The organism is Paraburkholderia madseniana, from assembly GCF_009690905.1.
Lineage (GTDB): Bacteria > Pseudomonadota > Gammaproteobacteria > Burkholderiales > Burkholderiaceae > Paraburkholderia > Paraburkholderia madseniana.
This window is the reverse complement of record NZ_VOSW01000026.1, coordinates 64,200-90,711: the sequence shown is the minus strand read 5'-3', so window position 1 is coordinate 90,711 and position 26,512 is coordinate 64,200. Positions and strand designations below refer to the sequence as shown.

At 60.5% G+C, this 26,512-nt stretch carries 27 protein-coding genes; 16 read left to right on the top strand and 11 right to left on the bottom strand.

All coding sequences use genetic code 11. The features are described 5' to 3' along the window. Positions 1–11: 11 nt before the first annotated feature. Positions 12–1,154, bottom strand: coding sequence for a Re/Si-specific NAD(P)(+) transhydrogenase subunit alpha (locus FSO04_RS15840; RefSeq protein ID WP_154560585.1), 1,143 nt, complete (start codon positions 1,152–1,154; stop codon positions 12–14). 235 nt (positions 1,155–1,389) lie between these two features. Between FSO04_RS15840 and FSO04_RS15835 the strand changes: the two genes are divergently transcribed. From FSO04_RS15835 to FSO04_RS15795, 9 genes are all read left to right on the top strand, one after another. Beyond that, positions 1,390–1,872 carry an NUDIX hydrolase gene (locus FSO04_RS15835; protein WP_154560584.1) on the top strand — a complete coding sequence of 161 codons (483 nt, stop codon included), beginning with the start codon at positions 1,390–1,392 and terminating at the stop codon, positions 1,870–1,872. A gap of 104 nt (positions 1,873–1,976) precedes the next feature. Continuing rightward, positions 1,977–3,122, top strand: coding sequence for a tRNA 2-thiouridine(34) synthase MnmA (gene mnmA, locus FSO04_RS15830; RefSeq protein WP_154560583.1), 1,146 nt, complete (start codon positions 1,977–1,979; stop codon positions 3,120–3,122). A gap of 212 nt (positions 3,123–3,334) precedes the next feature. After that, complete coding sequence (locus FSO04_RS15825) at positions 3,335–4,945, top strand: FMN-binding glutamate synthase family protein (RefSeq protein ID WP_154560582.1); 1,611 nt, start codon at positions 3,335–3,337, stop codon at positions 4,943–4,945. A 161-nt stretch (positions 4,946–5,106) separates the two neighbouring features. After that, the gene (locus FSO04_RS15820; protein WP_199203036.1) at positions 5,107–5,952 is read left to right on the top strand and encodes an FkbM family methyltransferase; all 846 of its coding nucleotides are present in this window, start codon (positions 5,107–5,109) and stop codon (positions 5,950–5,952) included. Positions 5,953–6,160: 208 nt separating this feature from the next. Further along, positions 6,161–7,168 (top strand): glycine--tRNA ligase subunit alpha, encoded by a 1,008-nt coding sequence (glyQ, locus tag FSO04_RS15815; RefSeq protein ID WP_013088411.1) that lies wholly within the window; start codon positions 6,161–6,163, stop codon positions 7,166–7,168. Between the two features lie 15 nt (positions 7,169–7,183). Then, positions 7,184–9,283 (top strand): glycine--tRNA ligase subunit beta, encoded by a 2,100-nt coding sequence (glyS, locus tag FSO04_RS15810; protein ID WP_154560581.1) that lies wholly within the window; start codon positions 7,184–7,186, stop codon positions 9,281–9,283. 10 nt (positions 9,284–9,293) lie between these two features. After that, positions 9,294–9,848 (top strand): D-glycero-beta-D-manno-heptose 1,7-bisphosphate 7-phosphatase, encoded by a 555-nt coding sequence (gmhB, locus tag FSO04_RS15805; protein WP_063494776.1) that lies wholly within the window; start codon positions 9,294–9,296, stop codon positions 9,846–9,848. A 40-nt stretch (positions 9,849–9,888) separates the two neighbouring features. Next, complete coding sequence (locus tag FSO04_RS15800; protein WP_154560580.1) at positions 9,889–10,647, top strand: lysophospholipid acyltransferase family protein; 759 nt, start codon at positions 9,889–9,891, stop codon at positions 10,645–10,647. 44 nt (positions 10,648–10,691) lie between these two features. Then, on the top strand, positions 10,692–11,582 hold the full coding sequence (locus FSO04_RS15795; protein ID WP_154560579.1) for a M48 family metallopeptidase: 891 nt from the start codon (positions 10,692–10,694) through the stop codon (positions 11,580–11,582). Between the two features lie 105 nt (positions 11,583–11,687). Here the strand turns inward: FSO04_RS15795 and FSO04_RS15790 are convergent, their stop codons facing one another. The 4 genes from FSO04_RS15790 to FSO04_RS15775 form a co-directional block, all read right to left on the bottom strand. Continuing rightward, entirely contained in the window at positions 11,688–12,086 is a 399-nt protein-coding gene (locus FSO04_RS15790) for a hypothetical protein (RefSeq protein ID WP_154560578.1), read from the bottom strand. 26 nt (positions 12,087–12,112) lie between these two features. Next, positions 12,113–12,499 (bottom strand): lactoylglutathione lyase, encoded by a 387-nt coding sequence (gene gloA / locus FSO04_RS15785; protein ID WP_097391309.1) that lies wholly within the window; start codon positions 12,497–12,499, stop codon positions 12,113–12,115. A 112-nt stretch (positions 12,500–12,611) separates the two neighbouring features. Next, positions 12,612–14,264: a long-chain-fatty-acid--CoA ligase gene (locus FSO04_RS15780; RefSeq protein ID WP_154560577.1), complete on the bottom strand. Its 1,653-nt coding sequence runs from the start codon at positions 14,262–14,264 to the stop codon at positions 12,612–12,614. A gap of 78 nt (positions 14,265–14,342) precedes the next feature. Next, complete coding sequence (locus tag FSO04_RS15775) at positions 14,343–15,455, bottom strand: alkyl sulfatase dimerization domain-containing protein (RefSeq protein ID WP_154560576.1); 1,113 nt, start codon at positions 15,453–15,455, stop codon at positions 14,343–14,345. A gap of 481 nt (positions 15,456–15,936) precedes the next feature. On the opposite strand from FSO04_RS15775, the gene FSO04_RS48500 reads away from it, so the two are divergent. Next, positions 15,937–16,098, top strand: a complete 162-nt coding sequence (locus FSO04_RS48500; RefSeq protein WP_308112559.1) for a hypothetical protein — start codon at positions 15,937–15,939, stop codon at positions 16,096–16,098. A 104-nt stretch (positions 16,099–16,202) separates the two neighbouring features. Here the strand turns inward: FSO04_RS48500 and FSO04_RS15765 are convergent, their stop codons facing one another. Both FSO04_RS15765 and FSO04_RS15760 read right to left on the bottom strand, forming a co-directional pair. Continuing rightward, positions 16,203–16,391 (bottom strand): CsbD family protein, encoded by a 189-nt coding sequence (locus tag FSO04_RS15765; RefSeq protein WP_154560575.1) that lies wholly within the window; start codon positions 16,389–16,391, stop codon positions 16,203–16,205. A 1,398-nt stretch (positions 16,392–17,789) separates the two neighbouring features. Then, the gene (locus FSO04_RS15760; protein WP_154560574.1) at positions 17,790–18,056 is read right to left on the bottom strand and encodes a hypothetical protein; all 267 of its coding nucleotides are present in this window, start codon (positions 18,054–18,056) and stop codon (positions 17,790–17,792) included. 661 nt (positions 18,057–18,717) lie between these two features. Here FSO04_RS15760 and FSO04_RS15755 point away from each other — a divergent pair. From FSO04_RS15755 to FSO04_RS15745, 3 genes are all read left to right on the top strand, one after another. Continuing rightward, complete coding sequence (locus tag FSO04_RS15755) at positions 18,718–19,182, top strand: hypothetical protein (protein ID WP_154560573.1); 465 nt, start codon at positions 18,718–18,720, stop codon at positions 19,180–19,182. A gap of 545 nt (positions 19,183–19,727) precedes the next feature. After that, the gene (locus FSO04_RS15750; protein ID WP_154560572.1) at positions 19,728–19,997 is read left to right on the top strand and encodes a DUF1488 family protein; all 270 of its coding nucleotides are present in this window, start codon (positions 19,728–19,730) and stop codon (positions 19,995–19,997) included. A 197-nt stretch (positions 19,998–20,194) separates the two neighbouring features. After that, positions 20,195–20,503 carry an acylphosphatase gene (locus FSO04_RS15745; protein WP_154560571.1) on the top strand — a complete coding sequence of 103 codons (309 nt, stop codon included), beginning with the start codon at positions 20,195–20,197 and terminating at the stop codon, positions 20,501–20,503. Between the two features lie 197 nt (positions 20,504–20,700). On the opposite strand, the gene phoU is transcribed toward FSO04_RS15745, so the two are convergent. Further along, entirely contained in the window at positions 20,701–21,408 is a 708-nt protein-coding gene (gene phoU, locus FSO04_RS15740) for a phosphate signaling complex protein PhoU (protein WP_154560570.1), read from the bottom strand. Positions 21,409–21,638: 230 nt separating this feature from the next. Further along, entirely contained in the window at positions 21,639–22,088 is a 450-nt protein-coding gene (locus tag FSO04_RS15735; protein ID WP_154560569.1) for a hypothetical protein, read from the bottom strand. Between the two features lie 399 nt (positions 22,089–22,487). Between FSO04_RS15735 and FSO04_RS15730 the strand changes: the two genes are divergently transcribed. Together FSO04_RS15730 and FSO04_RS15725 are read left to right on the top strand one after the other, a co-directional pair. Further along, on the top strand, positions 22,488–22,685 hold the full coding sequence (locus FSO04_RS15730) for a DUF3562 domain-containing protein (RefSeq protein ID WP_154560568.1): 198 nt from the start codon (positions 22,488–22,490) through the stop codon (positions 22,683–22,685). A 166-nt stretch (positions 22,686–22,851) separates the two neighbouring features. Next, positions 22,852–23,076, top strand: coding sequence for a hypothetical protein (locus tag FSO04_RS15725; RefSeq protein WP_154560595.1), 225 nt, complete (start codon positions 22,852–22,854; stop codon positions 23,074–23,076). 38 nt (positions 23,077–23,114) lie between these two features. On the opposite strand, the gene FSO04_RS15720 is transcribed toward FSO04_RS15725, so the two are convergent. Beyond that, on the bottom strand, positions 23,115–23,297 hold the full coding sequence (locus FSO04_RS15720; RefSeq protein ID WP_154560567.1) for a hypothetical protein: 183 nt from the start codon (positions 23,295–23,297) through the stop codon (positions 23,115–23,117). Then, positions 23,294–24,031 carry a CHAD domain-containing protein gene (locus FSO04_RS15715; protein ID WP_154560566.1) on the bottom strand — a complete coding sequence of 246 codons (738 nt, stop codon included), beginning with the start codon at positions 24,029–24,031 and terminating at the stop codon, positions 23,294–23,296. Before FSO04_RS15715 ends, FSO04_RS15720 begins: the two co-directional genes overlap by 4 nt. A 411-nt stretch (positions 24,032–24,442) precedes the next feature. Between FSO04_RS15715 and FSO04_RS15710 the strand changes: the two genes are divergently transcribed. Further along, on the top strand, positions 24,443–26,317 hold the full coding sequence (locus FSO04_RS15710; RefSeq protein WP_154560565.1) for a phospholipase D-like domain-containing protein: 1,875 nt from the start codon (positions 24,443–24,445) through the stop codon (positions 26,315–26,317). Positions 26,318–26,512 lie beyond the last annotated feature (195 nt).

The window sequence follows — 26,512 nt, the reverse complement described above, 5'->3', positions numbered from 1 at the left end:
GCCGTTCTCCTCTATGCCTTGCGCGTGACTTCGCCGTCACGGGCCAGCAGCGTGGCCGCGACGATGTCGTCCGCGAGATCGATGTTCAGGGCGCCTTCCTTGGTGATGATCAGCTTCAGGAAGTCGAGCAGGTTGCGTGCGTATAGGGACGACGCATCGGCGGGGACCATCGAGGCCAGATTCGTATAGCCGACGATCTGCACGCCGTTTCGGGTGACGACCTGGTCCGCTTCGGTCAGCGGGCAGTTGCCGCCGCGACGGCCTTCGTACTCGGCGCCGCGTCCTGCCGCGAGGTCCACCAGCACGGAGCCGGGTTTCATCGCCTGCACGGTTTCCACTGAGATCAGTGTCGGCGCAGCACGGCCCGGGATCAGGGCGGTCGAGATCACGACGTCAGCCTGTTTGGCCCGCTCGTGAACCAGTGCGGATTGCCGCGCAAGCCACGAAGGCGGCATCGGCCGCGCGTAGCCGCCGACGCCCTGCGCGGCTTCACGCTCCTCGTCGGTTTCATAAGGCACATCGAGGAACTTGGCGCCGAGCGATTCGATCTGCTCCTTGACCGCCGGACGCACGTCGGACGCTTCGATCACGGCGCCGAGGCGCTTGGCGGTCGCGATGGCCTGCAGACCGGCCACACCTGCGCCGAGAATCAGAACTCGGGCCGCTTTGACAGTGCCCGCCGCGGTCATCAGCATCGGCATGAAGCGGGGATAAAGCGTGGCAGCCAGCAGCACCGCCTTGTATCCGGCGATGTTCGCCTGCGACGACAGCACGTCAAGGCTCTGCGCACGGGTGGTTCTTGGCGCGGCTTCCAGAGCGAACGCGGTGACACCCGCGGCCGCCAGCTTTGATGAGTTTTCGGTATTAAACGGATCAAGCATGCCGACCAGCGTCGCGCCGCGCTTCAGAAGCGGCAACTCGGCATCGGTCGGCGACTGGACCTTGAGGACCAGATCAGCCCCAAAAGCAGTAGCCGCGTCGACGATTTCAGCGCCGGCGGCTGTAAAAGCTTCGTCAGGAAAGCTTGCGCCGGTGCCGGCGCCGCTCTGGATCGTGACCCGGTGGCCCTGGGTCACATACTTCTTGACCGTTTCGGGCGTCGCGGCGACGCGGGTTTCGTGCGCGCGCGTCTCGGCTGGCACTCCGATGTGCATCTTTTCTCCTCCTCGACTTCCTGTTTTACGACAGAGCTGCCGACGAGGCACGCCGGCTTGCAAGTGCAACGGCTAACGGCGTCACTTTAACCGAAACCTGGGGGTGCGCAGAAATCGGGGACAATCCGGGGGTGCCCGGCGGGCGACGCGGCTCGTTGGCTGGGGCTGAGCGGCCCTCGCAGCCGCCCGCCCGCTTCCAGGCAGCCCAGGCCCATAAACGGTAAAATGCGCACCCATGAAACCGGAAACCTGGCTGCCGCACGTCACCGTTGCGGCCATCGTCGAGCGTGACGGGCGTTTTCTCGTGGTCGAGGAACATACCGCCGACGGCCTGCGCCTGAATCAGCCCGCCGGCCATCTGGAAGCGGGCGAAACGCTTCTGGAAGCGGTCATCCGCGAAACGCTCGAGGAAACCGCGCAACCGTTCACGCCCGAGGCGCTGGTCGGCATGTATATGACGCATTTCGAGCGGCCCGGCAGTGAGGGCGTGACGTATCTGCGCTTCACCTATTGCGGCACGAGCGGCAAAGCGGATACCGAGCGCGCGCTCGATCCCGACATCGTCCGCACACTGTGGATGAGCGCCGACGAACTACGCGCCTGCCCCGAACGGCATCGCACGCCGCTTGTCATGCAATGTCTCGACGATTACCTCGCGGGACGGCGTTTCCCGCTCGACTTCGTGCACACGCATTCGGTCGGGCAAAAACAGGCGTGACCCGTCACAAGCGGGCCTGATCTGTCACGAGCGGTCAGGCAGACGACAGGGCAACACGGTCCACCCACGATCAACGAAGTTCCGCAGTACCCAGTGAGCACCTTATGAGCAAGCAGAAAGTCGTAGTAGGCATGTCGGGCGGCGTCGATTCGTCGGTTACCGCGTGGCTGCTGAAGGAACAGGGCTACGACGTGGTCGGCCTGTTCATGAAAAACTGGGAAGACGACGATGACAGCGAGTACTGCTCGACGCGGCAGGACTGGATCGACGTCGTCTCGGTGGCGGACCTGATCGGGATCGACGTGGAAGCGGTCAACTTCGCCGCCGAATACAAAGACCGCGTGTTTGCCGAATTCCTGCGCGAATATTCGGCCGGCCGCACACCGAATCCAGACGTGCTGTGCAACGCCGAAATCAAGTTCAAGGCCTTCCTCGATCACGCGATGTCGCTCGGCGCGGAAACCATCGCGACCGGCCACTATGCGCGCGTGCGCGAGAACAACGGCCGCTTCGAACTGCTGAAGGCCTTCGATCATACGAAGGACCAGTCGTACTTCCTGCATCGGCTGAACCAGGCGCAGTTGTCGAAAACGCTGTTTCCTTTGGGCGAGATTCCGAAAACCAAAGTCCGCGAGATCGCCGAACAGATCGCGCTGCCGAATGCGAAGAAGAAAGATTCGACCGGCATCTGCTTCATCGGCGAACGGCCGTTCCGCGACTTCCTGAACCGCTATCTGCCGACCAAACCCGGTCCGATGAAAACCACCGACGGCAAAGTGGTCGGCGAACACATCGGCCTCGCGTTTTACACCTTCGGGCAGCGCAAGGGCATCGGCCTCGGCGGCAGCAAGGAAGGCAGCGGCGAGCCGTGGTTCGTCGCCGGCAAGGATATTGCGTCGAACACGCTGTATGTCGCGCAAGGCCATGACCATCCGTGGCTGCTGAGCCATACGCTTTCCGCAGGCAATACGAGCTGGGTCGCGGGCGAACCGCCGGCCGACGGTTTCGCGTGCGGCGCGAAAACCCGTTACCGGCAAGCGGACGCACCGTGCTCCTTCAGCGCGGCAGGTGTCGGCGAAGGCCTCTTCGAGCTGAATTTCGACGCCGCGCAATGGGCTGTCACACCGGGGCAATCTGCGGTGCTCTACGATGGCGACGTATGTCTCGGCGGCGGCATCATCGAACACGCGGTGACTGGGCAGCCAACGGCACGCCAGCCGCAACAGGCAGCCCTGCTCACCGCCCGTTGAACCATGAGTTCGATCGTGCGGCAACGCTTCGGCGCCGCCGCACACGCCTCACCTGCATGTCTCATCTTCACGCTTCACCGACGCGTTTCACCTTCGAGCCGCAGCTAGCTTCACCATAACAAACAGGTGTTCGTTCCCCTCGCGGCAGACTCCGTTTGCGCCGACAGCGTTGACGATCCCTCCGCGACGATCCTCACTGCACTGGAGTCCCCATGTTTTCTCGACGTTATCTGGCGATGTGGTGCGCAGTCGTGCTGTTCGCAGCCTGCGCTCTGCTTGGCGCGACGCAGCACATTTCGTGGTTCTGGATCATCGTGCCGGTGGCGCTCGTCGCGCTCGGCCTGTTCGATCTGACGCAGCAGCATCACGCAATTCTGCGTAACTATCCGCTGTGGGGCCACTTCCGTTTCCTGTTCGAATTCATCCGCCCGGAGATCCGCCAGTATTTCGTCGAGGACGACACCGACGAGAAACCGTTCTCGCGCGCGCAACGCAGCATCGTCTATCAGCGCGCGAAGAACGACGTGGATAGCCGTCCTTACGGCACCGAACTCGACGTCAAAGCCGTCGCGCACGAATGGATCAGCCACTCGCTCGCGCCGACCAAGCTCGATAACCACGACTTCCGTATCGTCGTCGGACCGGATCGCGCGCAGCCCTACTCGATGTCGATCTTCAACGTCTCGGCGATGAGCTTCGGCTCGCTGTCGGCGAACGCGATCATGGCGCTGAACCTCGGCGCGAAGAAAGGCAACTTCGCACACGACACCGGCGAAGGTTCGATGTCGAAATACCACCGCGAGCATGGCGGCGACATCATCTGGGAAATCGCTTCGGGCTATTTCGGTTGCCGTAACGACGACGGTACCTTCAGCGCGGAAAAGTTCGCGAAGCAGGCCGCCGAGCCGCAAGTGAAGATGATCGAGGTGAAGCTCTCGCAAGGTGCAAAGCCCGGTCACGGCGGCGTGCTGCCAGCGGCGAAAATCACGCCCGAGATTGCGGAAACGCGCGGCGTGCCAATGGGCCGCGATTGCATCTCGCCCGCTACCCACTCCGAATTCTCGTCGCCGCGTGGCCTGCTCGAATTCGTCGACCGCTTGCGCACGCTGTCCGGAGGCAAGCCGACCGGGTTCAAGCTGTGCATCGGGCATCCGTGGGAATTCTTCGGCATTGCCAAGGCGATGCTGGAGACGGGGATTCTGCCGGACTTTATCGTGGTCGACGGTGCGGAAGGCGGCACGGGCGCAGCGCCATTGGAGTTCACCGATCACGTCGGCGTGCCGTTGCAGGAAGGGTTGCTGCTGGTGCACAACACGCTGGTCGGCATCGGCTTGCGTCAGCGCATCCGGATCGGCGCGAGCGGCAAGATGATTACCGCGTTCGATATCACCAAGACTTTGGCGATCGGCGCGGATTGGGTCAATGCGGCGCGTGGCTTCATGTTCGCGGTCGGTTGCATTCAGGCGCAGACCTGCCATACCGGCCGCTGCCCGACCGGCGTCGCGACCCAGGATCCGGTTCGTCAACGTGCGCTGGTCGTACCGGACAAGGCCGAGCGCGTGTTCAACTTCCATCACAACACGCTGCATGCGCTGAAGGAAATCATTCAGGCCGCGGGGCTCAAGCATCCGGCGGAATTGCGAGCGCATCACATCGTGCGGCGCGTGTCGTCGCATGAAGTGCGGTTGATGTCCGATCTGTTGAAGTATCTCGATCCGAACGATCTGCTGAAAGGCAACTATCGCTACACGTTGTACGAGAAATATTGGCCGATGGCGCAAAGCGATTCGTTTGCGCCGAAGGTTGAACTGGCCGCGACGTAAGGCAGTTGTGGCGGCGATTGGCTCGTGAGCCGATCGCTGCGTAGGTCTTAGAATTTGACGACGAGTTCTTGCAGAAAAATAAGAATCCTTAAGAGCTCGTCTCATATACAAGGACAGCGGCGGACCGTACATTTGCGTGATCTTTTTCCCGCTCAATGTCCATGGTTACGCGCCCTCCTGCTCCGCTGCCGCTCAGCGAACACACGCAACTCGTCCAGACGCGTCATGGCTGGATGCTCGCCAATCCCAACGACTTCTATCTAGGCCGCGCGCTCATCGAATACGGTGAATGCAGCGAACTCGAATCTGCCGTGTTGCGGCAGTTGCTGGTGCAGCCGGGCATCGTCGTGGAAGTCGGTGCGAATATCGGCGTGCATACGATCATGCTGGCGCGTGAGGCGCAGGCGCGTCGCCAGGTGCTCGTCGCGTTCGAGCCTCAGCCCGTGATCTTTCAGAACCTCTGTGCGAATCTCGCGGCCAACAGCATGCGCAATGTGCTCGCGTGGCCGTATGCGTGCGGGGCCACAGCCGGGACGCTGTATTTCGCGCAGCCGGACTACGATGCGCTGGGCAACTTTGGCGGCGTGTCGATGCAGACCGAGGCTGCGGCGAACACGCTCCCGGTTCCGTGCGTGCGGCTGGACGACGCGCTGCGCTCACATACCGTGGGGCTGCTTAAGCTCGACGTGGAAGGGTTCGAGTTGAACGCGCTGCTGGGCGCGCAGGAAACCATCGCCCGCTCGCGACCGGTGATTTATGTGGAGAACGACCGGTTCGATCGGTCGCAGGCGTTGATTGAGTGGTTGTGGTCGAAGGAATATCGGTTGTGGTGGCACTTGCCGCTTTTGTTCAATCCGGCCAATTTCTTTGGACGAACGGAGAATATCTACGACCGCGTGGTGTCGTGCAATATGCTGGCGCTTCCGCGGGAACTGGCGATGGAGATTGACGGGTTCGTCGAAGTGACGGATTCGGGGGCGCATGCGTTGATGAGTTTGAGCAGGTAGCGGACGGGACACGTTCCGACAAAACAAACGACCATCGGCCGCCTGAAGCGGCCTTGTTTCGTTTGAAGAACACTTCAGTCCCCGTCCGACCCCGCAAAACGGACACCCCCCTCCCTTTCCGTTAAAATCTACGGTTTAGCACTTCGCTCCACGGCCAGCTCGCGCGCTCCGGCGTTTGCGGCGCGGCCCTATGCCCGAAAGGCACTTCATGCTCACGTTTCAGCAAATCATCCTGACACTGCAGTCCTACTGGGACAAGCAGGGTTGCGCGTTGCTCCAGCCGATCGACATGGAAGTCGGCGCGGGCACGTCCCACGTCCATACTTTCCTGCGCGCAATCGGTCCGGAGCCGTGGCGAGCCGCCTATGTGCAGCCGTCGCGCCGCCCGAAAGACGGCCGCTACGGCGAGAACCCGAACCGCCTGCAGCATTACTACCAGTATCAGGTCGTGCTGAAGCCGGCGCCGGAAAACATCCTCGACCTGTACCTCGGCTCGCTCGAAGCCCTCGGTTTCGACCTGAAGCAGAACGACGTGCGCTTCGTCGAAGACGACTGGGAAAATCCCACGCTCGGCGCCTGGGGTCTCGGCTGGGAAGTGTGGCTGAACGGCATGGAAGTGACCCAGTTCACCTACTTCCAGCAAGTCGGCGGTCTGGATTGCAAGCCGGTGCTGGGCGAAATCACCTACGGTCTCGAACGTCTCGCGATGTATTTGCAGAAGGTCGAGAACGTCTACGACCTCGTCTGGACCGAGTGGGAAGAGCAAGGCCCGAACGGCCCGGAACTTCGTCGCCTGACGTACGGCGACGTGTACCACCAGAACGAAGTCGAACAGTCGACCTACAACTTCGAGCATGCAAACGTCGATCTGCTGTTCACGTTCTTCAACAGCTACGAAGCGGAAGCCAAGCGCATGATCGACGCACAGATCGCGCTGCCTGCTTATGAACTGGTGCTGAAGGCCGGCCACACGTTCAACCTGCTGGACGCCCGCGGGGCGATCTCGGTCACGGAACGTGCCGCGTATATCGGCCGGATTCGCGCGCTGTCGCGTCTGGTCGCCCAGGCTTACTACGACTCGCGCGAAAAGCTCGGTTTCCCGATGCTCGGCAATCCGGTGCACGGCGTGCCCGGCCTCACGACCGACGAACAGGATGCCGCCATGCCCGCGTGGGCGCCGCCGCTGAAAGTCGAACGCAAGATCGACCAGGACTGACGAGAACATCAAGAAATGACTCAACCCCATCAAGCTACCCTGCTCGTCGAGCTGCTGACCGAAGAACTGCCGCCGAAAGCGCTCGCGCGTCTGGGCGACGCCTTCGCCGAAGGCATTGCGCAGCGCCTCGCGGCGCGCGACCTGGTCGAAGGCGAACTGTCGTTCGAACGTTATGCGACGCCGCGCCGTCTCGCCGTCACGATCAAGAACGTGCGTTCGGTCGCGCCGGAAAAACACGTGCGAGAAAAAGTGCTGCCGGTTTCCGTCGCGCTGGATAAAGACGGCCAGCCCACCGCGCCGCTCGCCAAGAAACTGGCCGCGCTCGGCTTCCCCGATTTTTCGGTGAACGACCTGGAGCGCGCACAGGACGGTAAGGCCGAAGCCTTCTTCCTGCGCTACGCCGCGCCGGGCGCCACGCTCGCCGAAGGCCTGCAAAGCGCGCTCGACGAAACGATCGCCAAGTTGCCGATTCCGAAGCCGATGACGTATCAGCGCCCGGACGGCACCAGTGTGCAGTTCGTGCGCCCGGCGCACCGTCTGACCACGTTGCACGGCGAACAGGTCGTGCCGGTCACGGCACTGGGCGTCGATGCCGACGACACCACGCTCGGCCACCGCTTCCTGTCTGAAGGTTTCGTGCAGATCCAGCACGCGGATTCGTACGCCGATACGCTGATGCACAAGGGCCGTGTGGTCGCGAATTTCGCCGACCGCAAGGAAACCATCCGCACGCATCTGCTCGCGCAAGCCGATGGCGATCAGGTCGTGATGCCGGAATCGCTGCTGGATGAAGTGAATTCGCTGGTCGAATGGCCCGTGGTCTACGCCTGCCGTTTCGAGGACGAATTCCTGCAAGTGCCGCAGGAATGCCTGATCCTGACAATGCAGACGAACCAGAAATACTTCGCGTTGACGGATGCGAACGGCAAGCTGCGCTCGCGCTTCCTGATCGTGTCGAACATCGAAACGAAGACGCCTGGCGATATCGTCGAAGGCAACGAACGCGTGGTGCGTCCGCGTCTGGCCGATGCGAAGTTCTTCTTCGAGCAGGACAAGAAGAAGCCGCTCGCCGAGCGCGTACCGCTGCTCGCGAACGTCGTGTATCACAACAAGCTGGGGTCGGCGCTGCAACGCGTCGAGCGCGTCGAAGCCCTGGCGGGTGCAATTGCCTCGCTGATCGGTGCAGATGTCGCGCTCGCCAAGCGCGCTGCACGTCTCGCCAAGGCCGACCTGATCACCGACATGGTCGGCGAATTCCCCGAGCTGCAAGGCACTATGGGCACGTACTACGCGCGCCACGACGGCGAGCCGGAAGAAGTCGCGCTGGCATGCTCGGAACACTATCAGCCGCGTTTCTCCGGCGATGCCTTGCCGGCCACGGCAACCGGCACCGTCGTCGCGCTGGCCGACAAGCTCGAAACGCTGGTCGGCATCTGGGGCATCGGCCTGCAACCCACCGGCGAGAAGGACCCGTTCGCGCTGCGCCGTCATGCGCTCGGCGTGCTGCGGATTCTGGTCGAGAAGCAATTGCCGGTCGACCTGATCGAACTGCTGCGCACCGCTTACGCGCAATTCGCCACCGTGCCGGGCGTCGCCGATTCGACGCAAGCGATCTACGAATTCAGCATGGACCGCCTGCGCGGTCTGCTGCGCGAACGCGGCTACGCGCCCGGCGAAATCGACGCGGTGTTGGCACTGAACCCGACGCGCCTCGACGACATCGTCGCGCGCCTCGATGCAGTCCGCGAATTCGCGGCACTGCCGGAAGCAGCATCGCTCGCAGCGGCCAACAAGCGGATTTCGAACATCCTGAAGAAATCGGAAGGTTCGACGACCGGCGGTGTCCAGGTTGCACTGCTGACCGAAGCGGCCGAAAAAGCCTTGCATGCGCAACTCGAACAGGTTGCACCGCGCGTGCAATCGCAACTCGCCGTACGCGACTACACGGGCGCACTCACCGCGCTCGCCGCGCTGCGCGAACCAGTCGACACGTTCTTCAACGACGTGATGGTCAACGCCGAAGATCCGGCGTTGCGCGCCAACCGTCTGGCCTTGCTCGGCGCACTGCATCAGCAGATGAATTGCGTCGCCGACATTTCCCGACTCGCCGCCTGAGCCCCGCGCCATGCCAACCAAAAAGGTGGTGATTCTCGACCGCGACGGCGTGATCAACGTCGATTCCGACGCGTTCATCAAGTCGCCGGACGAATGGGTTGCCCTGCCCGGTTCGCTCGAAGCGATCGCGCGGCTGAACCAGGCGGGTTATCGCGTGGCAATCGCGACCAACCAGTCGGGCATCGGCCGCGGTCTCTTCGACATGAACGCGCTCAATGCGATGCATCTGAAAATGCATCGCATGGCGGCGGCGGTCGGTGGGCGCATCGACGCCGTGTTCTTCTGCCCGCACACGGCGCAAGATCAATGCGAATGCCGCAAACCGAAGCCCGGCATGCTGAAGATGATCGCCGAACGTTTCGAAGTCGATCCGCACCATACGCCGGTGGTCGGCGACGCGATGCGTGATCTGCAAGCGGGCGCCTCGCTCGGCCATCCGACGCATCTGGTGCTGACCGGCAAGGGCCGCAAGACGCTCGCAGCCGGCGGCCTGCCCGAGGGCACCCGTGTGCACGACGACCTGCGCGCGTTCGCACTCGACTTCCTTTCCGACGCTCACGAGTGACGCGCACCACGCGCGTCCTCAACCCTCACTGACCACGCCGATGCGCTTCATTCGTTCTTTGCTGCTGCTGATCTACTTCGTGCTCTTCACGGTGCCGTACGCAACCGCGTGCTTCATCGCGTTTCCGTTCATGCGCGCCGACAATCGCTACTGGATGGCGGCCGGCTGGTGCCGCGCCACGCTTCACACGGTGCGTTGGCTGAATGGCATCCGCTACAAGATCGAGGGCTATGAGAACCTGCCTAACGGTCCGGCCGTGCTGCTGTCGAAGCATCAATCGGCATGGGAAACGCTGGCGTTTCCGGCGCTGATGCCGCGGCCGCTGTGCTACGTGTTCAAGCGCGAGCTGCTGTACGTGCCGTTCTTCGGCTGGGCATTGGGCATGCTGAAGATGGTCCACATCGACCGCAAGGAAGGCAAGTACGCGTTCGAATCCGTCATCAAGCAAGGCAAGCAGCGCATGGCGGAAGGCGCGTGGGTCATCATGTTTCCGGAAGGCACACGTACGCCGACCGGCAAGCAAGGCAAGTACAAAACCGGCGGCGCGCGTTTTGCGATTGCTACCGGCGCGCCGGTCGTGCCGATCGCACACAACGCCGGACGTGTGTGGCCGCGCAACTCGTTTCTCAAATATGCGGGTATAGTCACAGTGTCGATCGGCAAGCCGATCGACACGACGGGGCTCACGCCCGATGAAGTGAACACGCGCGTCGAAAAGTGGATCGAAGCTGAAATGCGTCGCATCGATCCTACCGCGTACCGCGCGGCGGAAAGCAGCTCCGCCGCCGCACCAATCTGACGCGCCCGCGCCCTCGAAGGCGCATTTGCGCGAAGCCGAATCCGATGCAGAAGTCTCCTACGTCGCAGCCCGCTGCGGCGCTCGATAACCGGCAGCTCGATCTCCCGCTCTTCGCCGAGCCGGGGTCGACGTCGTCGTCCCCAACACCCTCCGCACCAACGGCGGGCTCGCAGAGCGGGCAGCAGCCGGCCGTGCCGCTCGCACCGGACGGCACGAAGCTGCGCAGCCTCACCATTGGTTCGCGCACGCTGCACTATGCGCTCAAGCGCTCGGCACGCCGCTCGATCGGCTTTGCGATCGACAGCACCGGCCTGATGATTACCGCACCACGTTGGGTCACGCTCGCGGATATCGAAACCGCGATCACCGAAAAGCAGCGCTGGATTTTTACGAAGCTGATCGAATGGCAAACGCGTGTCGAACAGCGCGCGTTGCCCAAGGTCGACTGGAAAGATGGTGCGGAAGTGCCGTATCTCGGCCAGCCGGTGCGCGTGAAGCTCGGTTCGCCGCAAGGCACGCTCGCGTTCAACGCGGATGAAGCCGCACTGCAAGTGCCGCTGCCGTTGCAAGCGGACCCGCAGCAGATCAAGGATCGCGTGCAAGGCTGGCTGCAAGGCGAAGCAAAGCGCCTGTTCGGCGAACGCCTCGCAATCTACGCGGAGAAGCTGGGCGTCAACTATCGCGCGTATGCGCTCTCTTCCGCGGCCACGCGTTGGGGCAGTTGTTCGAGCGATGGGAAAATCCGCCTGAACTGGCGGTTGATTCACTTCCCCCTGTCGATCATCGATTACGTCGTGGCGCACGAACTCGCGCATCTGCGCGAGATGAATCACAGTCCGCGCTTCTGGGAGACTGTTGAATCGATTTTTCCGGAATTCCGCGAGGCGCGGCAGACGTTGAAGTCGCATCCGCCGGAATTGCTGCCGACGCTTTAAGGCCTTCAGATCCTCTTTGGCCTTCTTCGGCCCTTCAGGACTTCGGCCATGCAGACTTAAAGCCGGCGCCTCAGCGCGAAGCGCCAGCCTTCTAAAACCCGCCACTCACTCCGTACAGAAAGTTTCCTGCAAGTGACGCCAAGTCACCTTGCCGTGCGCGTCCAGGTCCATCACCGCTGTCGAGCGCCGCACGTTCGCATTGCCCGCGTTGTCGCGCTGATACTCCCGATATTTCACCACCGCACCCGACGGATACTCAGACACGATCTCCATATCGCGAATCGTGATCTGCGAGCCGGGGCGCGCACCGTTCAGCTTCGCAAAAATCTCGCGCAGGCCCGCGTGGTCCAGTGCGAGACCGGACGGCATGACCAGCGTGAATTGCGGAGCGAAGCGCGCCATGATGCGCTCCAGCGCATCGTGATCCGCAGAACCGTCGAACAACGCCTGGATTTCGACGTGGATGTCGTCGAGTTCTTTGAAGTAGGGATTGCTGTCATTCATAGCTTGTCCTCGCCCCGCCGCTTACGTCACTTTTTCTTCTGGATGAATTCGATCTTGTAGCCGTCCGGATCTTCGACGAAAGCGATCACGGTGGTGCCGTGTTTCATCGGGCCGGCTTCGCGCACAACCTTGCCGCCCTGGGCCTTGATCTTGTCGCACGCCGCATACGCGTCTGCGACTTCGACGGCGAGGTGCCCAAAACCGGTGCCGAGGTCGTACGACGGCGTGTCCCAGTTGTGCGTGAGTTCGAGAACGGTGCCATCACGTTCGTCTTCATAGCCCACGAAAGCCAGCGTGAATTTACCGTCCGGATAGTCATCGCGGCGCAGCAATTTCATCCCGAGCAGCTCGGTGTAGAAGGCAATCGAACGGTCCAGGTCGCCGACCCGGAGCATAGTGTGAAGCAGGCGCATCGTGTACTCCCTAGTGCGTGATGTCGAGAACGACAATGTACCCGGAATCACGCCGCGCTGCAGGGCGCGCCACACGTGCCGACATGCGGCAAAACGCGTGGCGCGCCCGCTTTCAGCCCGCGCTTTTCACCTCGTCGCGCAATGCGCGCCGCAGAATCTTGCCGACATTGGTCTTCGGCAGTTCGCTGCGGAACTCGATGATCTTGGGGCGCTTGTAACCCGTCAGTTGCTCCTTGCAGAACGCAAGAATGTCCGCGTCGGTGAGCGCCGGGTCCTTCTTCACGACGTAAAGCTTCACCACTTCACCCGCCTCCGCGTCCGGCACGCCCACCGCCACCACTTCGAACACGCCCGGGTGCTTGGCCACCACGTCCTCGATTTCGTTCGGATAGACGTTGAAACCCGACACCAGAATCATGTCCTTCTTGCGATCGACGATCTTCACGAAACCTTCTTCCGTCATCACGCCGATGTCGCCGGATTTGAAGAAGCCGTCCGGCGTCATCACCTTCGCGGTTTCGTCGGGACGGTTCCAGTAGCCGGCCATCACCTGCGGCCCGCGAATGCAGATTTCGCCGCGCTCGCCGAGCGGCGCGTCATTGCCGGCGTCGTCGCGAATCGTAATTTCCGTGGACGGCAACGGCAAGCCGACAGTCCCGGTGAACGCGGTGGACGTCGGCAGATTGGTTGTGGCGCACGGCGAGGTTTCCGAGAGCCCATAGCCTTCGACGATCGGCACACCGGTCAGCGCCTGCCAGCGTTGCGCGACGGCTTGCTGTACCGCCATGCCGCCGCCGTTCGATTGCACCAGCTTCGAGAAGTCGAGCGTCTTGAAGTCCGGCTCGTTCAGCAGCGCGTTGTACATCGTGTTCACGCCGGGGAACGAGTTGATCGCGTAGCCTCGCAAGGCGTTGATCAGCCCCGGCAGATCGCGCGGATTCGGAATCAGGATGCCCATGCCGCCACAACGCATCGTCAGCAAACCGCAGACCGTCAGCCCGAAGATGTGATACAGCGGCAGCGCGACGACCGTGATGTACTGCTTGATGTCGGTGCGCCCACGATAAACCGGTTCGCGCCACAACTCCGATTGCAGGACGTTGGCGATCAGGTTGCCGTGCAGCAAGGTGGCGCCCTTCGAGACGCCGGTGGTGCCACCGGTATATTGCAGCACCGCCACATCGCTTTGCGTGAGCGTGACGGGTGTAAAGCCCGCGTCCGAACCGCGTGCGATCGCATCGTTCAGCGCAATACACGAAGTCGGCGGCACATTCTCTGCAACCTCTGGACTACCCGCGCCGAGCATCTCGCCGATCGACGTCAGCACGACATGCCTGATCGACGTTTGCGCTTGCACCGTCTCGAGCGTCTTCGCGAACGGTTCGAGCAGCACGATCGCTTCCGCGCCGCTGTCGTTCAACTGATGCTCGAGTTCTCGCGGCGTGTACAGCGGATTGACGTTCACCACCACGTAACCGGCACGCAGGATGGCCGCCATGACCACCGGATACCGCAATACGTTCGGCAGCATCACGGCGATGCGCGCGCCGCGCGCGAGGCCTAGCCATTGAAACCACGCCGCAAGGTGACGCGACTTCGCATCGAGTTCGCCGTAGGTCAACTCGTGTCCCATGCAAACGAACGCGCGCTCTGCGGCGTGCGCCTGGAAACTCTGCTCCAGCAAGTCGCCGACAGAACTGAACTGCGTAGTGTCGATCTCCGCCGGCACGCCTGGCGGATAGGACTTCAACCAGATTTTTTCCATGTCTCCTCCTTGGGTTTCGCATCGCGATGCGCCAATACACGATGTGCCGCTGCGCCAACACACCGATGCGAGTCGCTTCTATCGCGTAGTAAGTGCGGGCATACGCCGCGCGGGCCGGTCGAAGCAATCGAAGAATCTGCGCAACTGCTCGGCCGTGCCACGCTCCAGCACTACTGTGCCGTTCTCGAGGCACGCCGGCAACTGCGACACCATGTCGCGCAACATGCCGTACAGGGTGCTGGTTTCCAGCGCGAGTTGAACATCGATCGCCGACGGAGTGCGCTCGTGAATCTGCAACACGCCACGCCGCAATTCGAGCGCATGCGTTTCATTGCGATCCGTCACGCGGAATGCGAGTGTCATCTGCACATCGGCGCAACGTTCCGGATCGACGTTCACGCTAAAGCGCTGAAACACATTGCGCAACGGTTGGGCGCGCAATACATCCGTCGAGGCGAGGCTCGAGCTGCCGGCGAACGGCAGTTCGTCGTAGGCGTGTTCGAGTTCGCGCGCCGCGCTCAGGTACCAATTGCGCCAGTTGGTGTTCACCGTGCGGTAGCCCAGCTCGCGCAACACGCTCGCCTTGATGTTGCGGGCTTCGACGTCGCTTGTATCGAGGCGCACCAGCAGCGTGGCCAGTTCCGCAGCCCAACGCCAGTCGCCGTCACCCAGCGCGATACGCGCAGCGGCACGCACCGCCTCCACGCCGCCCATCATCTTGACCATGCGCTGCGAACGTTCAGCACGCGGCAACGGATCGAGCGATGCCGGATCGCCATCGAACCAGCCGAGCTGACCGCTGTACACCTGCCGCACCGAATGCTTGACCGTGCCGTAGTACTCGCCGAGCCACGCGTGCTCCGCGAGGTGCGGCGGCAACGCGGGAATGGCCTCAGCGAGTTCGTCCGGGCTCAGGCCGAAGTTCATGTGGCGAATGGTCTGATCGTGGATGAACTGGATGGCGTCGCGATACACGCACAGCACCTCGGCGACATACTGCGCGCCCGATACCGGACGGCCATGCGCCGGCACCATGTGCGCCGCGTTGAAGCCGCGCATCATGTCGATGGTCTGATACCAGCGCACCATCCATGGCGGATGCGCAATGGGGCGCCACGGTCCATCACTACTACAACCGGGACCGTACTCGTCTCCTACCCGTGCTGCTAGCGAAGGAAACGTGACTGACATTTAAAAGTTGTGTCCCCGACAGGCGCAAACGAAGCGGCCGCCGCCCGCCGGATAGCAGCACACGCAGCACCCAGTCCGTCTGGGTCGCTGCTTCCCTCACGGAGGAAACCATGACGAATCATCGAAAGAGAAAGACACGCGACACGGGCCGCGATGATGGTAAAGATGAGCGACCAGGAGACACCCCGAACTCGTCTGGCCCGCCAGTGCCCGACAGCGCTGCTCCGGTCTTGCAGTCAGAGGACGAAGACGCATTGGTCGACGAAGACGCGCCGGGATGAGATGCGACGGAGCGAGGCGTTGCGCCGAAAGGGAACATTTCCAGGAGGGACGCAGCGAGTGGAGATTGCTGCGATGGACAACTGATTTGACAGACAAGAACTGCTGCTTCACCTCGCGAACATGCTCGAACTTTTGAGCTGTTTGGGCCCGGACAGGTTCGCCAGACGCGCTGGTGGTCCAGCTTGCGAAGGACCAGGATTTGTTACAGGACTTCGAGTTTCTCCAGGCGCGTGCCGCCAAGATGACGGTGGCCGATTTCAGTGCACGCGTCACCAGCGCGTTCTTCCTGTGGCCAAAGGAACTGCTCGAGACGGAGGGATGCGGGGGGCCGAGCCGTTGCACGATGTCGCGCAGGAAGTGAATCAGGTCGGGGTCGCGCCGGGCGCGATGAGGCACCCAATCACCGCCGGCACCGGCGACCAACTTCCCGAGTCGGCCGCCTGATAAGGCCCCAGAGGCATGCGGTTAATGGTGACGCGTCGTGCGGTCCTTCGCCGCTTCCCTGGCGTCCCCGACGTCTTTCCTGGCTTGTCCCGCGGCTTGCTCAACATCGCCTTTCAGTTCCCGGGCCGGCCTGCCCGTGACCTTGCCCATGGCCTCGTTAAACTTGCCCTTCATCTTTTGAGCAACGCCTTTGACCTGGTCCTTGTTCATGATGTCTTCCTCCAAGTATGCGACCGACGTCGCGTTACCAGATTGCGACAAAAACAGTATAGGAAAAGCGGGGCGTTCGTGAAGCAGAGGGCGCGAACGAACCAGGTTGCACGATTCGCGTATGGTAAATCGCCGGGGACAAGACGCCCGGGAGCTAGCGCTCGCGATATGCATCCTGCGGCCGCCGGACGGTTGAAGCAATATGACGTTCCAGGTGCGCTCGACAAACGCGATGCTCGCCAACCCCTGCCTTCGCGCGGCGTGCCCCCTTCACCAACACAACGCCTGCGTTGTTCTGCCGACGCAACGAACAGTGAGCTCCGTGGGAACTTGTTCTGAAATCAGGCGGAACCGCAATCACTACGGCCCCCTACAGCAGAGCCGCCCGGTAACCCTCGTCCCGCTTCGTTCGGCCAGACGGGAAACGGGTCGAGAGGTCTCCTGATAGCAGGACATCGAGCCCTTCGCCCGGTCCTCAGTTCCAGCATTGCGCAACGAATCGCGAGTTGCACGAGTCGAAAATTGTCGATTTCATGTCTCCGCGCGGTAAGCGATGACGAAGCCGTGTGCAACCCGCTGTTATCGCGTCGGTGGCAATTCAAGACGTAGCCTATACACGATTACCGAGTCAGCAAGTGGGATACCACTGGCATCGTGACGAGGAAGCTGCGTACTACTGGCCCTTTTGCCTTGAGCCACCAGGTCCGCTTTTGACGTCGCTGTTCGCGCCGCTATTTGTACCCTTATTCAGACCGTTGGTCTTGCCCCTATTGGAACGCTCCGTCCTGGGGATACTGCGCGCCGCGCCGACGCCACTGCCCGTAACGTCGGGAGAACCGTAGCCGGTCTCGTTCGGGGTCTTCATCGAACCGGCACCGGCGCCGGGTGTTGGGACCCCGCCAGCGCTGCCGCCGGCCTGTGCGTATGTTATTGCCGACAGTGCCATCGCGAGAGCCGAAGCGAAAAACGTCCTGGTTATATTTTTCATGGCTCACCTCCGGAGAAGATATCTCATGCAAGCGTCTGCCGCTCACGAATGAAGTGCAGCAAGGTGCGTGCCTCGTGTCGCTCATTCGTCTCCTTTGTAGCGGCAGGTAGGCGACAAAATCGACAACGGAGGCTCCCGCAACGCAGTCATGTCCGAAAAATGCCGCGCTCACGGCGGTCCTTCGCAATGCCTGGCGCTCCGCCGCGCCCTGCAGTGCAGCGGGCTGTTCGTGCGCTCTCGACTCTCGTCGATTTCTGGTATGGATTCGCGCGTGCTTCGTAGGAATCGGCCCGTCATTTCGGCGGGCCGATTCCTATGTACAACACGAGAAGAATCGCGACAGAGATTTCCGGTTTAGTCGTTGACGAGAAAGTTGGCCGCGTTCACACGCTCTCAATCGGGAGTTCAAACTAGGGCCCGCTCAGCTCGCCTTCCAGAATCCATTGACGCTCGCTTTCCGACAACCGGTCAATCCGGAGTGTGCCGGAATCCGGGAGCCCGTTGAATTTTTCTGTCGCTCCGCTGACTTCCCACAGGCCGTTGAAAGCAGAAGGTGACTCGCCGCGTTTGCCTGGCAAGGTTGTCTGTCGCAGTTGCGTTTTCAGATAGAGTATGCCGCCGGGGCCACAAGTGATGACAAGATAGCGGGTTCCTCGACCATTGGTTTCGGGTCTCAATGTCACCTCGTGGAATCTCCACTCCTGCCCCCGTCGCGGCGCGAAGCATGCCCTCGCTCATCACCTTGCCTGAGCGACGCACAAGCGCGGCATCTCGATTGTTGCCGTCTGCAAACACCAGTTTCGTGTATTCATTGGGCGACCCGGGTTCACCGTTCTTGATGTCAAACCGGATTTCGGCTGTAAACGGCTTTGCTTCAGTCAATGATTGGGTCCCGGCCACGCCGCCTGCGGACGACCCCTGAGTCAACTGGCTCAATTGCAACTGAATTTGCTATTGCTCGTCTTCCGTCGCCTGCGCGCGCACAGCGCCCAGCGAAAAGCGCGCCGACGATGAACACCGGACGGCCTGGCGAGTCCAATCAAATACCGACGAAAACACCTCCTATTCCGAAGAAAGAAGACCACTGAAGAGGACCAGAAACCAATTTCCGGGCATCTCAAATTTGCGGACGAGCCGTGCGACGTGGGGTTTCTCCTCCCTTCTCTGCTCGGATTCTCAAAGGTGTACGCGCCAACGGATATGCGTGCGCAGGGACCAATTTGAGGGTTGGCACCGTTCGCTGATTGCGCAGACAGGGGCTGCCGCCTACGCTTGAGCGCGTCAGCAAACTGGCGGTCCTCGAGGTTCGTGGCTGCGGGACAGACCAAGGAGCGGCAGATGGACGTTGCTCAATATCTGCAGGCGATGAAGCAACTTGAACGCGCGACGGAAAGCATCTGGAAGAATGCGCCGGAGCCATTCAAAACCCAGGCATTCAAGTGCGGCTGGGCGCTCGACGATACGAAGAAGCGCCTTCGCTCATGGGGTTACGATTTGCTTCGAGACCGCGACCGAATGTTGCTGGCTACGGCTGGCATGAACGCCCAGCGGCTAGAGGCATGCGGAGATTTTGAGAGAGCGGTAAAAGAGATTCAGGCCGCGATTTTCCTCTTGCGTAATAGTCCTGGCGGCCCGTTTGACGACATCTTCGGCGGGCCACTTACACCAGAGCAAGAGGCTGACTTCCGGCTCCGTGACCTCGGGCCGTCTACAACCGCACCGACTATGGACACCGGACTCCCTGGCGAGTCCAATCAGATACCTCCGAAAAATCCCCCTATACCTAAGAACGAAGACGACTAAGGAGAGCCAGAAACATGTTTTCGGGTCTCTCGAACCTTGCCGACAAGCCTTGTTTCAGGATTCTTCCTACCCTCGAACCACGCGCAGGTGCGTGAGCCGGCCAACAAGCAGGCCGCACTAGGCATAAGCGCGGTGGGGCTTCGAATCGGATTTGACTGAACTCTCGTAGGTGCTCGCTGTGTCAAACCAGGGTTGATGCCTCTACCTGTGAGACGGTCTCAGGCTCCTTCTCATGCATCTCGAAGTATCGGTCAAGCGCGGCGAGTGTGATGTTTTCGCGCACGACAGTGCGCCGTTTCGCTCAGGCAAAAACAACCTGCTGTCGTGAAGAGAGCTTTGTCGGATGCATGGCCGGTGGGGCGCCGTTAGCCGGTGAGTAGCGCCGACTTGATAGCTCCCCAACTCGCAATACGCGCGTCCATGCGGAGCCGTTCGGCGCGCAGGACATCGTGGCAACCAACGCGGGAACCATTATGATAAGGCTGGTACTGCCGGGAGCCCCTCAGGGGCAACTGGGCGGTTGGGTAAACAAAAAGCCGTGAACCATGGACAGCACTCTCGCCGCCGAAGCCAGTGTTTCCGCAGACGGAAAGCTGGTCGCTTTTATCGCACATGCCCGTGGGCGTGCGGTGCAATGTTCGATTACTCGCGATGCACTGGAGCAGCACTTCTGGGCACCCATCGGAGCAGACGACGCGCACCTGCTAAAAGCTTGTATGGACGGACACAAGCGGATTGTGGCAGCTGTTGAACGAAAGGTGCTGAGAGGCTCGGACGAGCCGATAAAGCTGAACGCCGCAGATTTCTCTCACTGAGCGTCGCGTTACGCCGTTTCGCTCAGGCAAAAACAACCTGCTGTCGTGAAGAGAGCTTTGGCAGATGCATGGCCGGTGGGGCGCCGTTAACCGGTGACTAGCGCCGACTCGATAGCCTCCCAACTTGCAATACGCGCGTCCATGCGGAGCCGTTCGGCGCGCAGGACATCGTGACAACCAACGCTGGAGCCAAGCGGATGGAAGATGACCAGAAAGATGGGATGCTTGAGACGCGGCTGGTGAGGGTGCGCGGCCTCGTGCAGGGCATTGGCTATCGGGAAGCCTGTGTACGCCGCGCCCATGCACTGGGCGTCACTGGCTGGGTCCGCAACCGCATCGACGGCTCGGTGGAGGTGATGGTTCAGGGTTCGCCGGAGCAGCTTGCAGAAATGTGTGCCTGGTTAAGTGAGGGCATGTCCGCCGCGCTTGTCGACAGGCTTGAGGTAACCGAGGTCCCGCCACCGTTCGCCCGCTTCGAACACTTTGAGCGATTACCGACGTTGTAGGGACTCACGGTTTGCCCATAGCATTCCCACAGTGCACAAGTCTGGCGTGCCAACTTTGAACGACGTCCTCTCCTCGACCCGGCGGCTCAATTTTTCTTTGCCTGGGACGCATTCTTCGAATGCAATTGCCAGCGTTGAGCAGATGACCGCGGCGCGACAGTACCTACGTTCCGAGACCTGGCCGCCCGCTTTCGCCTTCAACTACGCGGACCCGCGGATTCGCGCTGCTTCCTGTGTTCGTGGCGAATATCGGTACCGCGAACAACATAGACGATGGCTTCGGCAATGTTGGTAGCATGGTCGCCGATACGCTCGATGGCTTTAGCGATAAACAGATAGTCGAGCCCAATCTGGATTGTCCGAGGGTCTTCCTTCATGGATGTGACGAGCTTGAGCACGAAGGCTCGAAACTCGGTGTCGATGGTTTCGTCGTCGCGGACAATCTGTGCAGCCGCAGTTGCATCCATGCGCGCAAATGCGTCCAGCGCTCTACGAAGCAGGTGCGAAGCCATTTCGCCGGAAGCCTTGATTTCAGCGATGTTGACGGGTCGCGCGGTGCTCTCCATGGCAATGCGGCGTGTCCGCTTCGCAATCTTCCGTGCCTCATCACCAGTACGCTCGAGGTTGGTGATGCACTTCGAGGCGGCCATCAGGAGTCGCAAGTCACGAGCGGTGGGTTGCCGGCGAACGATGATGTTGCTCACTTCTTCGTCGATTTCTATTTCCATCGCGTTGAGCCGGTGTTCACCCTCGATGACCTGCTCAACAAGTGTCAAATCGAACGTGTTCAGTGCCTCCATCGCGCGGGAAATCTGCGCCTCCACCAAGCCGCCCATTTCGAGCAACCGGGTTGAAAGCAGGTTGAGGTCGAGGTCAAACCTGCTGGAAAGATGCTTATCCGACATTTTCGCTCCTCGGACAAACTTGCCTGCGATGCAATGCTCAGCTACGCGATGCCTTGGTTCATGCGACCACGTCGCGTTGCTCAAGCAGATGCAAGAGGAATGCGAATCTCTATCCACCTGCGCCGGAATGAGCGGCAGTGCAAGTCGCGCGATGCGGACATGAGCAACGAAAAATTGCTAGCGTGTAATGCGCAAGCGCGCTTGTTGCGTCCGGTGCGGAAACCGCAGCGCTACGATTTTTCTGGCCAGCCGGTCTTCACAGTTTCGACGGCAGAAATAGCTGCCAGCAAACGCTTTGGGGGCACCGATTCGAGCAGGAGAAGACCAGCCCTCAGTAGCTCGCTCTTTTTCACCGATATGCCTGCGTCAAGACATTTCTGTTTCAGCGCCGCGATTTTTTCGTAGTCGGACTTCGGCATTGTGAAGCTGTCACGCACGACCTTTTCCTTCTTCACGTGCTTTGTCTTCACTTCAACCGCTGGAGCGGCTGAAGCTGCTCCAGCGGTTGCGGCGCGCGTCTGTTTTGGAACCCTGGTCGAAACCGGTTTCGCCTCTACGGCTTCGGTGGCCGGTGCATTTGCCCTATTTGCCTGCTTGTCGGAGGCTTTCGCATGGCCGTTTGCGTTCTTCGGGAAGTGAAAGGCTTTCTTGGTCGGCTTCCTGATGCTGGCTTCGGTCATGACCATCCCCAAGTTGACAAACGATATAAACAGTATATACAGTTTTTGAGCGGTTCTCGATTGCATTGGCGACGCCACCTACGGATATGACCCGCAAGTTGTCCACACAATCTGTTTGCAAGGCTGTAGATAATTCGCGAGCAAGCGGCGCAAGCCCCTGAAACGATTGGATTTGTGTATTGCGCGCTCGACGCGTGCATTTGACGGGGCGCCAGAGACCTGTACGGAATTGTGGAGTAAGCACACCACTGGTCAGGCCTACGAAAGAATATGTACAGACAAAACGACGACAACTGACCCTCCCTCAACGATAGGTCGATTCAATTTGCATGCGGAGCGGCAACATCGTCTAATCGCCTTTCCGCGCGCGCCCCTCTCTTCAAAATCCAGGAGCACACTATGGCCCCACCCAACTTTGAACATGTCGTCAAGACAATCGCCTCTGACACCAATACGTCCACTGAGACTGTTTCGAAGATGTATGCAGACACATGGGCCGAATACAGCGACGGCGCGCGAATCCTGGACTACCTGACGGTCCTGGTCACCAAACGCGTTCGTGAAAATCTGCGCGGTGTTTCGCGAGACCTACACTAGGCGGCCGCCACAATGCTCATCAAATCGCCTCAGGGTACCCGGCGTCGATGGCGTATACCGGGAAGGCCGCTCAGGGTCTCGGCATCCCCGGGTTTGCCTGTCGTTGACGAAGACAATCCGGTTCGGTACCTTTTGTTAAATCAGAGATACCGCAGAGCAGTGATTGATGGCCGACAACGATGAAACGACCAGAGAAATTGAAATCGAACTGAACGGGTCGCGCTATCGCGGCCGGTATCGCGTTATGAGCGATACGGTCATCGTCTACTACGAGAACGAAATCAAGTTTGCCGACTGCGGGATGAACGGACCTGAAGTCGTGGCGAAGTGGCTGCTCACAGACCTAACGCGCCGGCTCGAAGCGAAGAAGAGAAAATCCGCCGGCAGCTAGGCACACGGCGGAAAGCGCTAGGCTTGGCGGCCAACTGCTCACCATACGTTGCGAAGCATTTTGTGAGCGGCGCGCATGTGTCGCTTTTTCTGGGCGCCGAGAAATGCCACCGCCTCTTTCACAGCGTCCGGGTCGCCTAGCTGGAACGAATACTGGCGCAGCAGCGTCTCGCTGACGACTAGGTCATTGAGCTTACCCAACTCCTCCTGCACCCCGGTCAACAGTTCGGTTTTTTCCGATGGCTGCCGTCGAGCACCGGAGCAAAGAACTCGAGCAAATATCGAAGCTTTTTCCCTGCGATTCGTACCTCGTGCAGCGCGGCGTAGCCTGGATGTTCAGGTTGAATCGCACGCTTTACCTTCTTCTTCAGCGCCTTCTCGGCGACATCCACTCGCGATTCTGCAAATTCTGCGAGCATCGTATTCACAACTTGTGAGTTCAGTTGTTGTTGCGCGGAGGACAATGCGCCGTGCAATATATCTTCGACGCCGGCGCCGCGAATCGTTCTGCGACTGAACGACAGTGCAGCGGCCCGGTGCTCGCCCACCACGCGAAGCAGCGGGCCAAACGATAGCCGCGTTGGCTCCTCGCCTGAAAGAACGTCACGCAGCACATCCCAGTCTCGGGTTTTACCCGCTGCATTAGCCAGATACTTGAACTCCTCCCGTTGAAGCGTGCAGTCTTTCCTGTCAAGCAGCGGTTCGTAGGCCCAATACAGCGAACGCAATCGACGCAGCGCTACACGAAGCTTATGGAGGACCTCGGGGTCCGCTTTCGCGCGGAGTGCATGGGCGCGACGAATGGCTTCTGCAGCGGTCGCGGTGGCAAGGATAGTGAACGCTTCGGCCGCAGATGTGGCTACGCTTATCGACTCCGCAAGGGGCCTTTCTTTGACAGAGCCCGAAGCGGAGGCGTCAGGTTCTTCCATCGCCGGAGCAGAATTGTGCGAGCTCATGTCTGGAACGCCTTCGGATACAGCAACGTAGAAAGGAACTACAGAAGTCCACGACCTGCTTTCAACATACTTCAACAGCGCTTGCTTACTAGACGGTGTGTTTGACCCTATTTCAATCGTACAACGACGCACGCCTGGAAATTAATACGGTCTGGCATTTCGTTCGCGCTTCTGAATACACACGAGTCATCGCGGTCAATACTTACAAACGGTCAATGCAGCCATCAGGGTCGCTGGCGTGCTTCCGAAGCATGGTGGCCATCGCGTCCTGTCAGGCCGTCATCAAACGTTCAAGCCACCAGGCAACCATTTGACGGCCGACACACCGTGCCGGTGACTTGTCGTTCCCTCATCCCAACCCCGTCGTAAATACCACGCGGCTGCTCAGCGAGCGACCGCATCAAGTCGCGGATGCCTCGCGACACCAAGGAGATACGCATGTCGACAAAGTGTATTGCTCTCTCGAACAACGACATTATTCTTGTGGCATGGACATTCGAACACAAGCTTCCAGATTGCGTTGGCTTCGATGTCCGACGCATTGATGCATCACAAGCGAATCTCGAAAGCGATAGTCCACAGGGCGTATCGCTGCCCGCTATGGCCGGCTTTCCGAGCAATCCGAATTCGGGACAATCCGGACAAACAACCGCTCAGGGCCCAATCCAGAAGTTCTTCTGGAAGGACCTGTATGCACGGGATGCGCATACACAGGGCAGCTACATCTATCAAATCATCCCACTTCAGGGGACCTTCAGCAAAGATGCGTCGCCGAAGCTGTCGCCGCTCACAGGCGTAAGCGCTCTCTTTTCGAACCCAGTCAGTCTGACGGCCGAACACGGTCCGCAGGAAGACCCTGAAGCCATCAAATGCTATTTCAATCGGGGGATACTTGCCACGCAGGCCGTAGCCCGTCAGCTCCCCAAGAGCAAGGCCGATTTGCCGGACTCTGGCGCTCTGCTCAAACGCATCGCCGACGCCAATGACCCACTGCGAAAGTCGCTGGCCGGCGACCTGGTCACAGTGCTGCCATCGCTGCTGGTGGAGGCAAAAGCGCACGGTGGAAGCTGTTACGGCGCATTGTATGAGCTCGCCGACAAACAACTCGAAGCATCTCTGGTCAGCAACAAACAATTGCATCTGATTCTGTCGAACACCTACGACAGCACGACGCACGATGATAAGGAAAACGCGCCCGCACGAGTAGCGCTCCATCATTCCGGAGTCGACGTGATAGACCGGATGCTGCCCGACGGCAGCCATATCGGGCACAACAAGTTCATGCTTTACGTCGATGCTTATGGCAAGCCGGCGGCCGTGCTGACTGGCTCGACCAATTGGACGCCGACGGGGCTGTGCGCACAAACGAATAACAGCATCGTGCTGCGCTCTCCAACACTGGCAAACGCTTACTCGAACTATTGGGATGCGCTCAAGAAGGATACGCTAGACGCGGGCACGGACCCTCATGCACTACAGAGCAAGACGTTCCGGACGGAAAACGCATCCCCCATCGCCGTGGAGATTCCCGGCGCGAAGAAAGCAACGCTGTGGTTCTCACCGAACACGCCGCAGAAGAACAAGGCGAAAGGCGTGACGCCGCCGGATATGGCGAATGTGTATGCGCGCATCGAGAACGCAAAATCAGCGGTGCTGTTCTTAGCTTTCGACCCAGGCCAGCCCAGCATCATTGACGCGGCTGCGTCAGCGCAGGAAAAGAACAGCACACTTTTCATCCGGGGCGCACTCACCAATGCAGACCGCGCGGGCAACTTCGTCATCGACCTTCACAACAACAATACGAGGCCAGCGGACCCCGCTCAGGTGATTCCAACCGAAGGAGTAAATGACGCATTCGGCGTCTGGGAAAAGGAACTCGCAAGAGCCGGTCACGCCGTCATTCACGACAAAATAGTTGTCATTGACCCGTTTGACCCCGAGAACTGCACCGTGGTTGTCGGAAGCCACAACCTCGGCAACAAGGCGTCGTCCACCAACGATGAGAACCTCCTTATCATTGAAGGTAACGTCAGCCTGGCATCTGCGTATGCAGTTCACGTGCTCGATGTGTACGACCACTACCGCTGGCGTTACCTTCTCGCGCAGCATGGGACCAAGGATAGCTGGCAGGGACTGCATGAGGATGACTCGTGGCAGGACACGTACTTCTCGCCAGCGGGGAAAACGAATAACGCCGAGTTGGTGTTCTGGTTGGAGGCGTCGACGCGTGCGACGGAAGCGCGACCCGCAGCGAAGCCCAAGCGGACAGCCGAATTGGAGGCGTGACCTCTAGCGAAGCGCTGAATTGCGCGACTGACCGCCGTCGTTTCGACCAATTGCGCTCTTGCACGCGATACGACGCTCAGCAGCTCTCGGACGAATCCGGTACAGGATTCGAATGGGTAACAGGCGCACTCGAAGACCCCCACACGCCGGCTGGTTCCAACCAGCTGTTTCTTTACTCCTGCTTCCGGAAACGGT

Excerpts from the sequence above, each read along its gene's own strand:
- FSO04_RS15765 (WP_154560575.1), bottom strand. The coding sequence starts at position 16,391 with ATGAACAAGGACCAGGTCAAAGGCGTTGCTCAAAAGATGAAGGGCAAG.
- FSO04_RS15825 (WP_154560582.1), top strand. The coding sequence starts at position 3,335 with ATGTTTTCTCGACGTTATCTGGCGATGTGGTGCGCAGTCGTGCTGTTC.
- FSO04_RS15780 (WP_154560577.1), bottom strand. The coding sequence starts at position 14,264 with ATGGAAAAAATCTGGTTGAAGTCCTATCCGCCAGGCGTGCCGGCGGAG.
- FSO04_RS15725 (WP_154560595.1), top strand. The coding sequence starts at position 22,852 with ATGGCCGACAACGATGAAACGACCAGAGAAATTGAAATCGAACTGAAC.
- FSO04_RS15800 (WP_154560580.1), top strand. The coding sequence starts at position 9,889 with ATGCGCTTCATTCGTTCTTTGCTGCTGCTGATCTACTTCGTGCTCTTC.
- FSO04_RS15735 (WP_154560569.1), bottom strand. The coding sequence starts at position 22,088 with ATGACCGAAGCCAGCATCAGGAAGCCGACCAAGAAAGCCTTTCACTTC.
- glyS (WP_154560581.1), top strand. The coding sequence starts at position 7,184 with ATGACTCAACCCCATCAAGCTACCCTGCTCGTCGAGCTGCTGACCGAA.
- FSO04_RS15775 (WP_154560576.1), bottom strand. The coding sequence starts at position 15,455 with ATGTCAGTCACGTTTCCTTCGCTAGCAGCACGGGTAGGAGACGAGTAC.
- FSO04_RS15820 (WP_199203036.1), top strand. The coding sequence starts at position 5,107 with ATGGTTACGCGCCCTCCTGCTCCGCTGCCGCTCAGCGAACACACGCAA.
- FSO04_RS15840 (WP_154560585.1), bottom strand. The coding sequence starts at position 1,154 with ATGCACATCGGAGTGCCAGCCGAGACGCGCGCGCACGAAACCCGCGTC.
- FSO04_RS15835 (WP_154560584.1), top strand. The coding sequence starts at position 1,390 with ATGAAACCGGAAACCTGGCTGCCGCACGTCACCGTTGCGGCCATCGTC.
- FSO04_RS15790 (WP_154560578.1), bottom strand. The coding sequence starts at position 12,086 with ATGAATGACAGCAATCCCTACTTCAAAGAACTCGACGACATCCACGTC.
- mnmA (WP_154560583.1), top strand. The coding sequence starts at position 1,977 with ATGAGCAAGCAGAAAGTCGTAGTAGGCATGTCGGGCGGCGTCGATTCG.
- gmhB (WP_063494776.1), top strand. The coding sequence starts at position 9,294 with ATGCCAACCAAAAAGGTGGTGATTCTCGACCGCGACGGCGTGATCAAC.
- FSO04_RS15750 (WP_154560572.1), top strand. The coding sequence starts at position 19,728 with ATGGACAGCACTCTCGCCGCCGAAGCCAGTGTTTCCGCAGACGGAAAG.
- FSO04_RS15710 (WP_154560565.1), top strand. The coding sequence starts at position 24,443 with ATGCCTCGCGACACCAAGGAGATACGCATGTCGACAAAGTGTATTGCT.
- gloA (WP_097391309.1), bottom strand. The coding sequence starts at position 12,499 with ATGCGCCTGCTTCACACTATGCTCCGGGTCGGCGACCTGGACCGTTCG.
- FSO04_RS15730 (WP_154560568.1), top strand. The coding sequence starts at position 22,488 with ATGGCCCCACCCAACTTTGAACATGTCGTCAAGACAATCGCCTCTGAC.
- glyQ (WP_013088411.1), top strand. The coding sequence starts at position 6,161 with ATGCTCACGTTTCAGCAAATCATCCTGACACTGCAGTCCTACTGGGAC.
- FSO04_RS15715 (WP_154560566.1), bottom strand. The coding sequence starts at position 24,031 with ATGAGCTCGCACAATTCTGCTCCGGCGATGGAAGAACCTGACGCCTCC.
- FSO04_RS15795 (WP_154560579.1), top strand. The coding sequence starts at position 10,692 with ATGCAGAAGTCTCCTACGTCGCAGCCCGCTGCGGCGCTCGATAACCGG.
- FSO04_RS15755 (WP_154560573.1), top strand. The coding sequence starts at position 18,718 with ATGGACGTTGCTCAATATCTGCAGGCGATGAAGCAACTTGAACGCGCG.
- FSO04_RS15745 (WP_154560571.1), top strand. The coding sequence starts at position 20,195 with ATGGAAGATGACCAGAAAGATGGGATGCTTGAGACGCGGCTGGTGAGG.
- phoU (WP_154560570.1), bottom strand. The coding sequence starts at position 21,408 with ATGTCGGATAAGCATCTTTCCAGCAGGTTTGACCTCGACCTCAACCTG.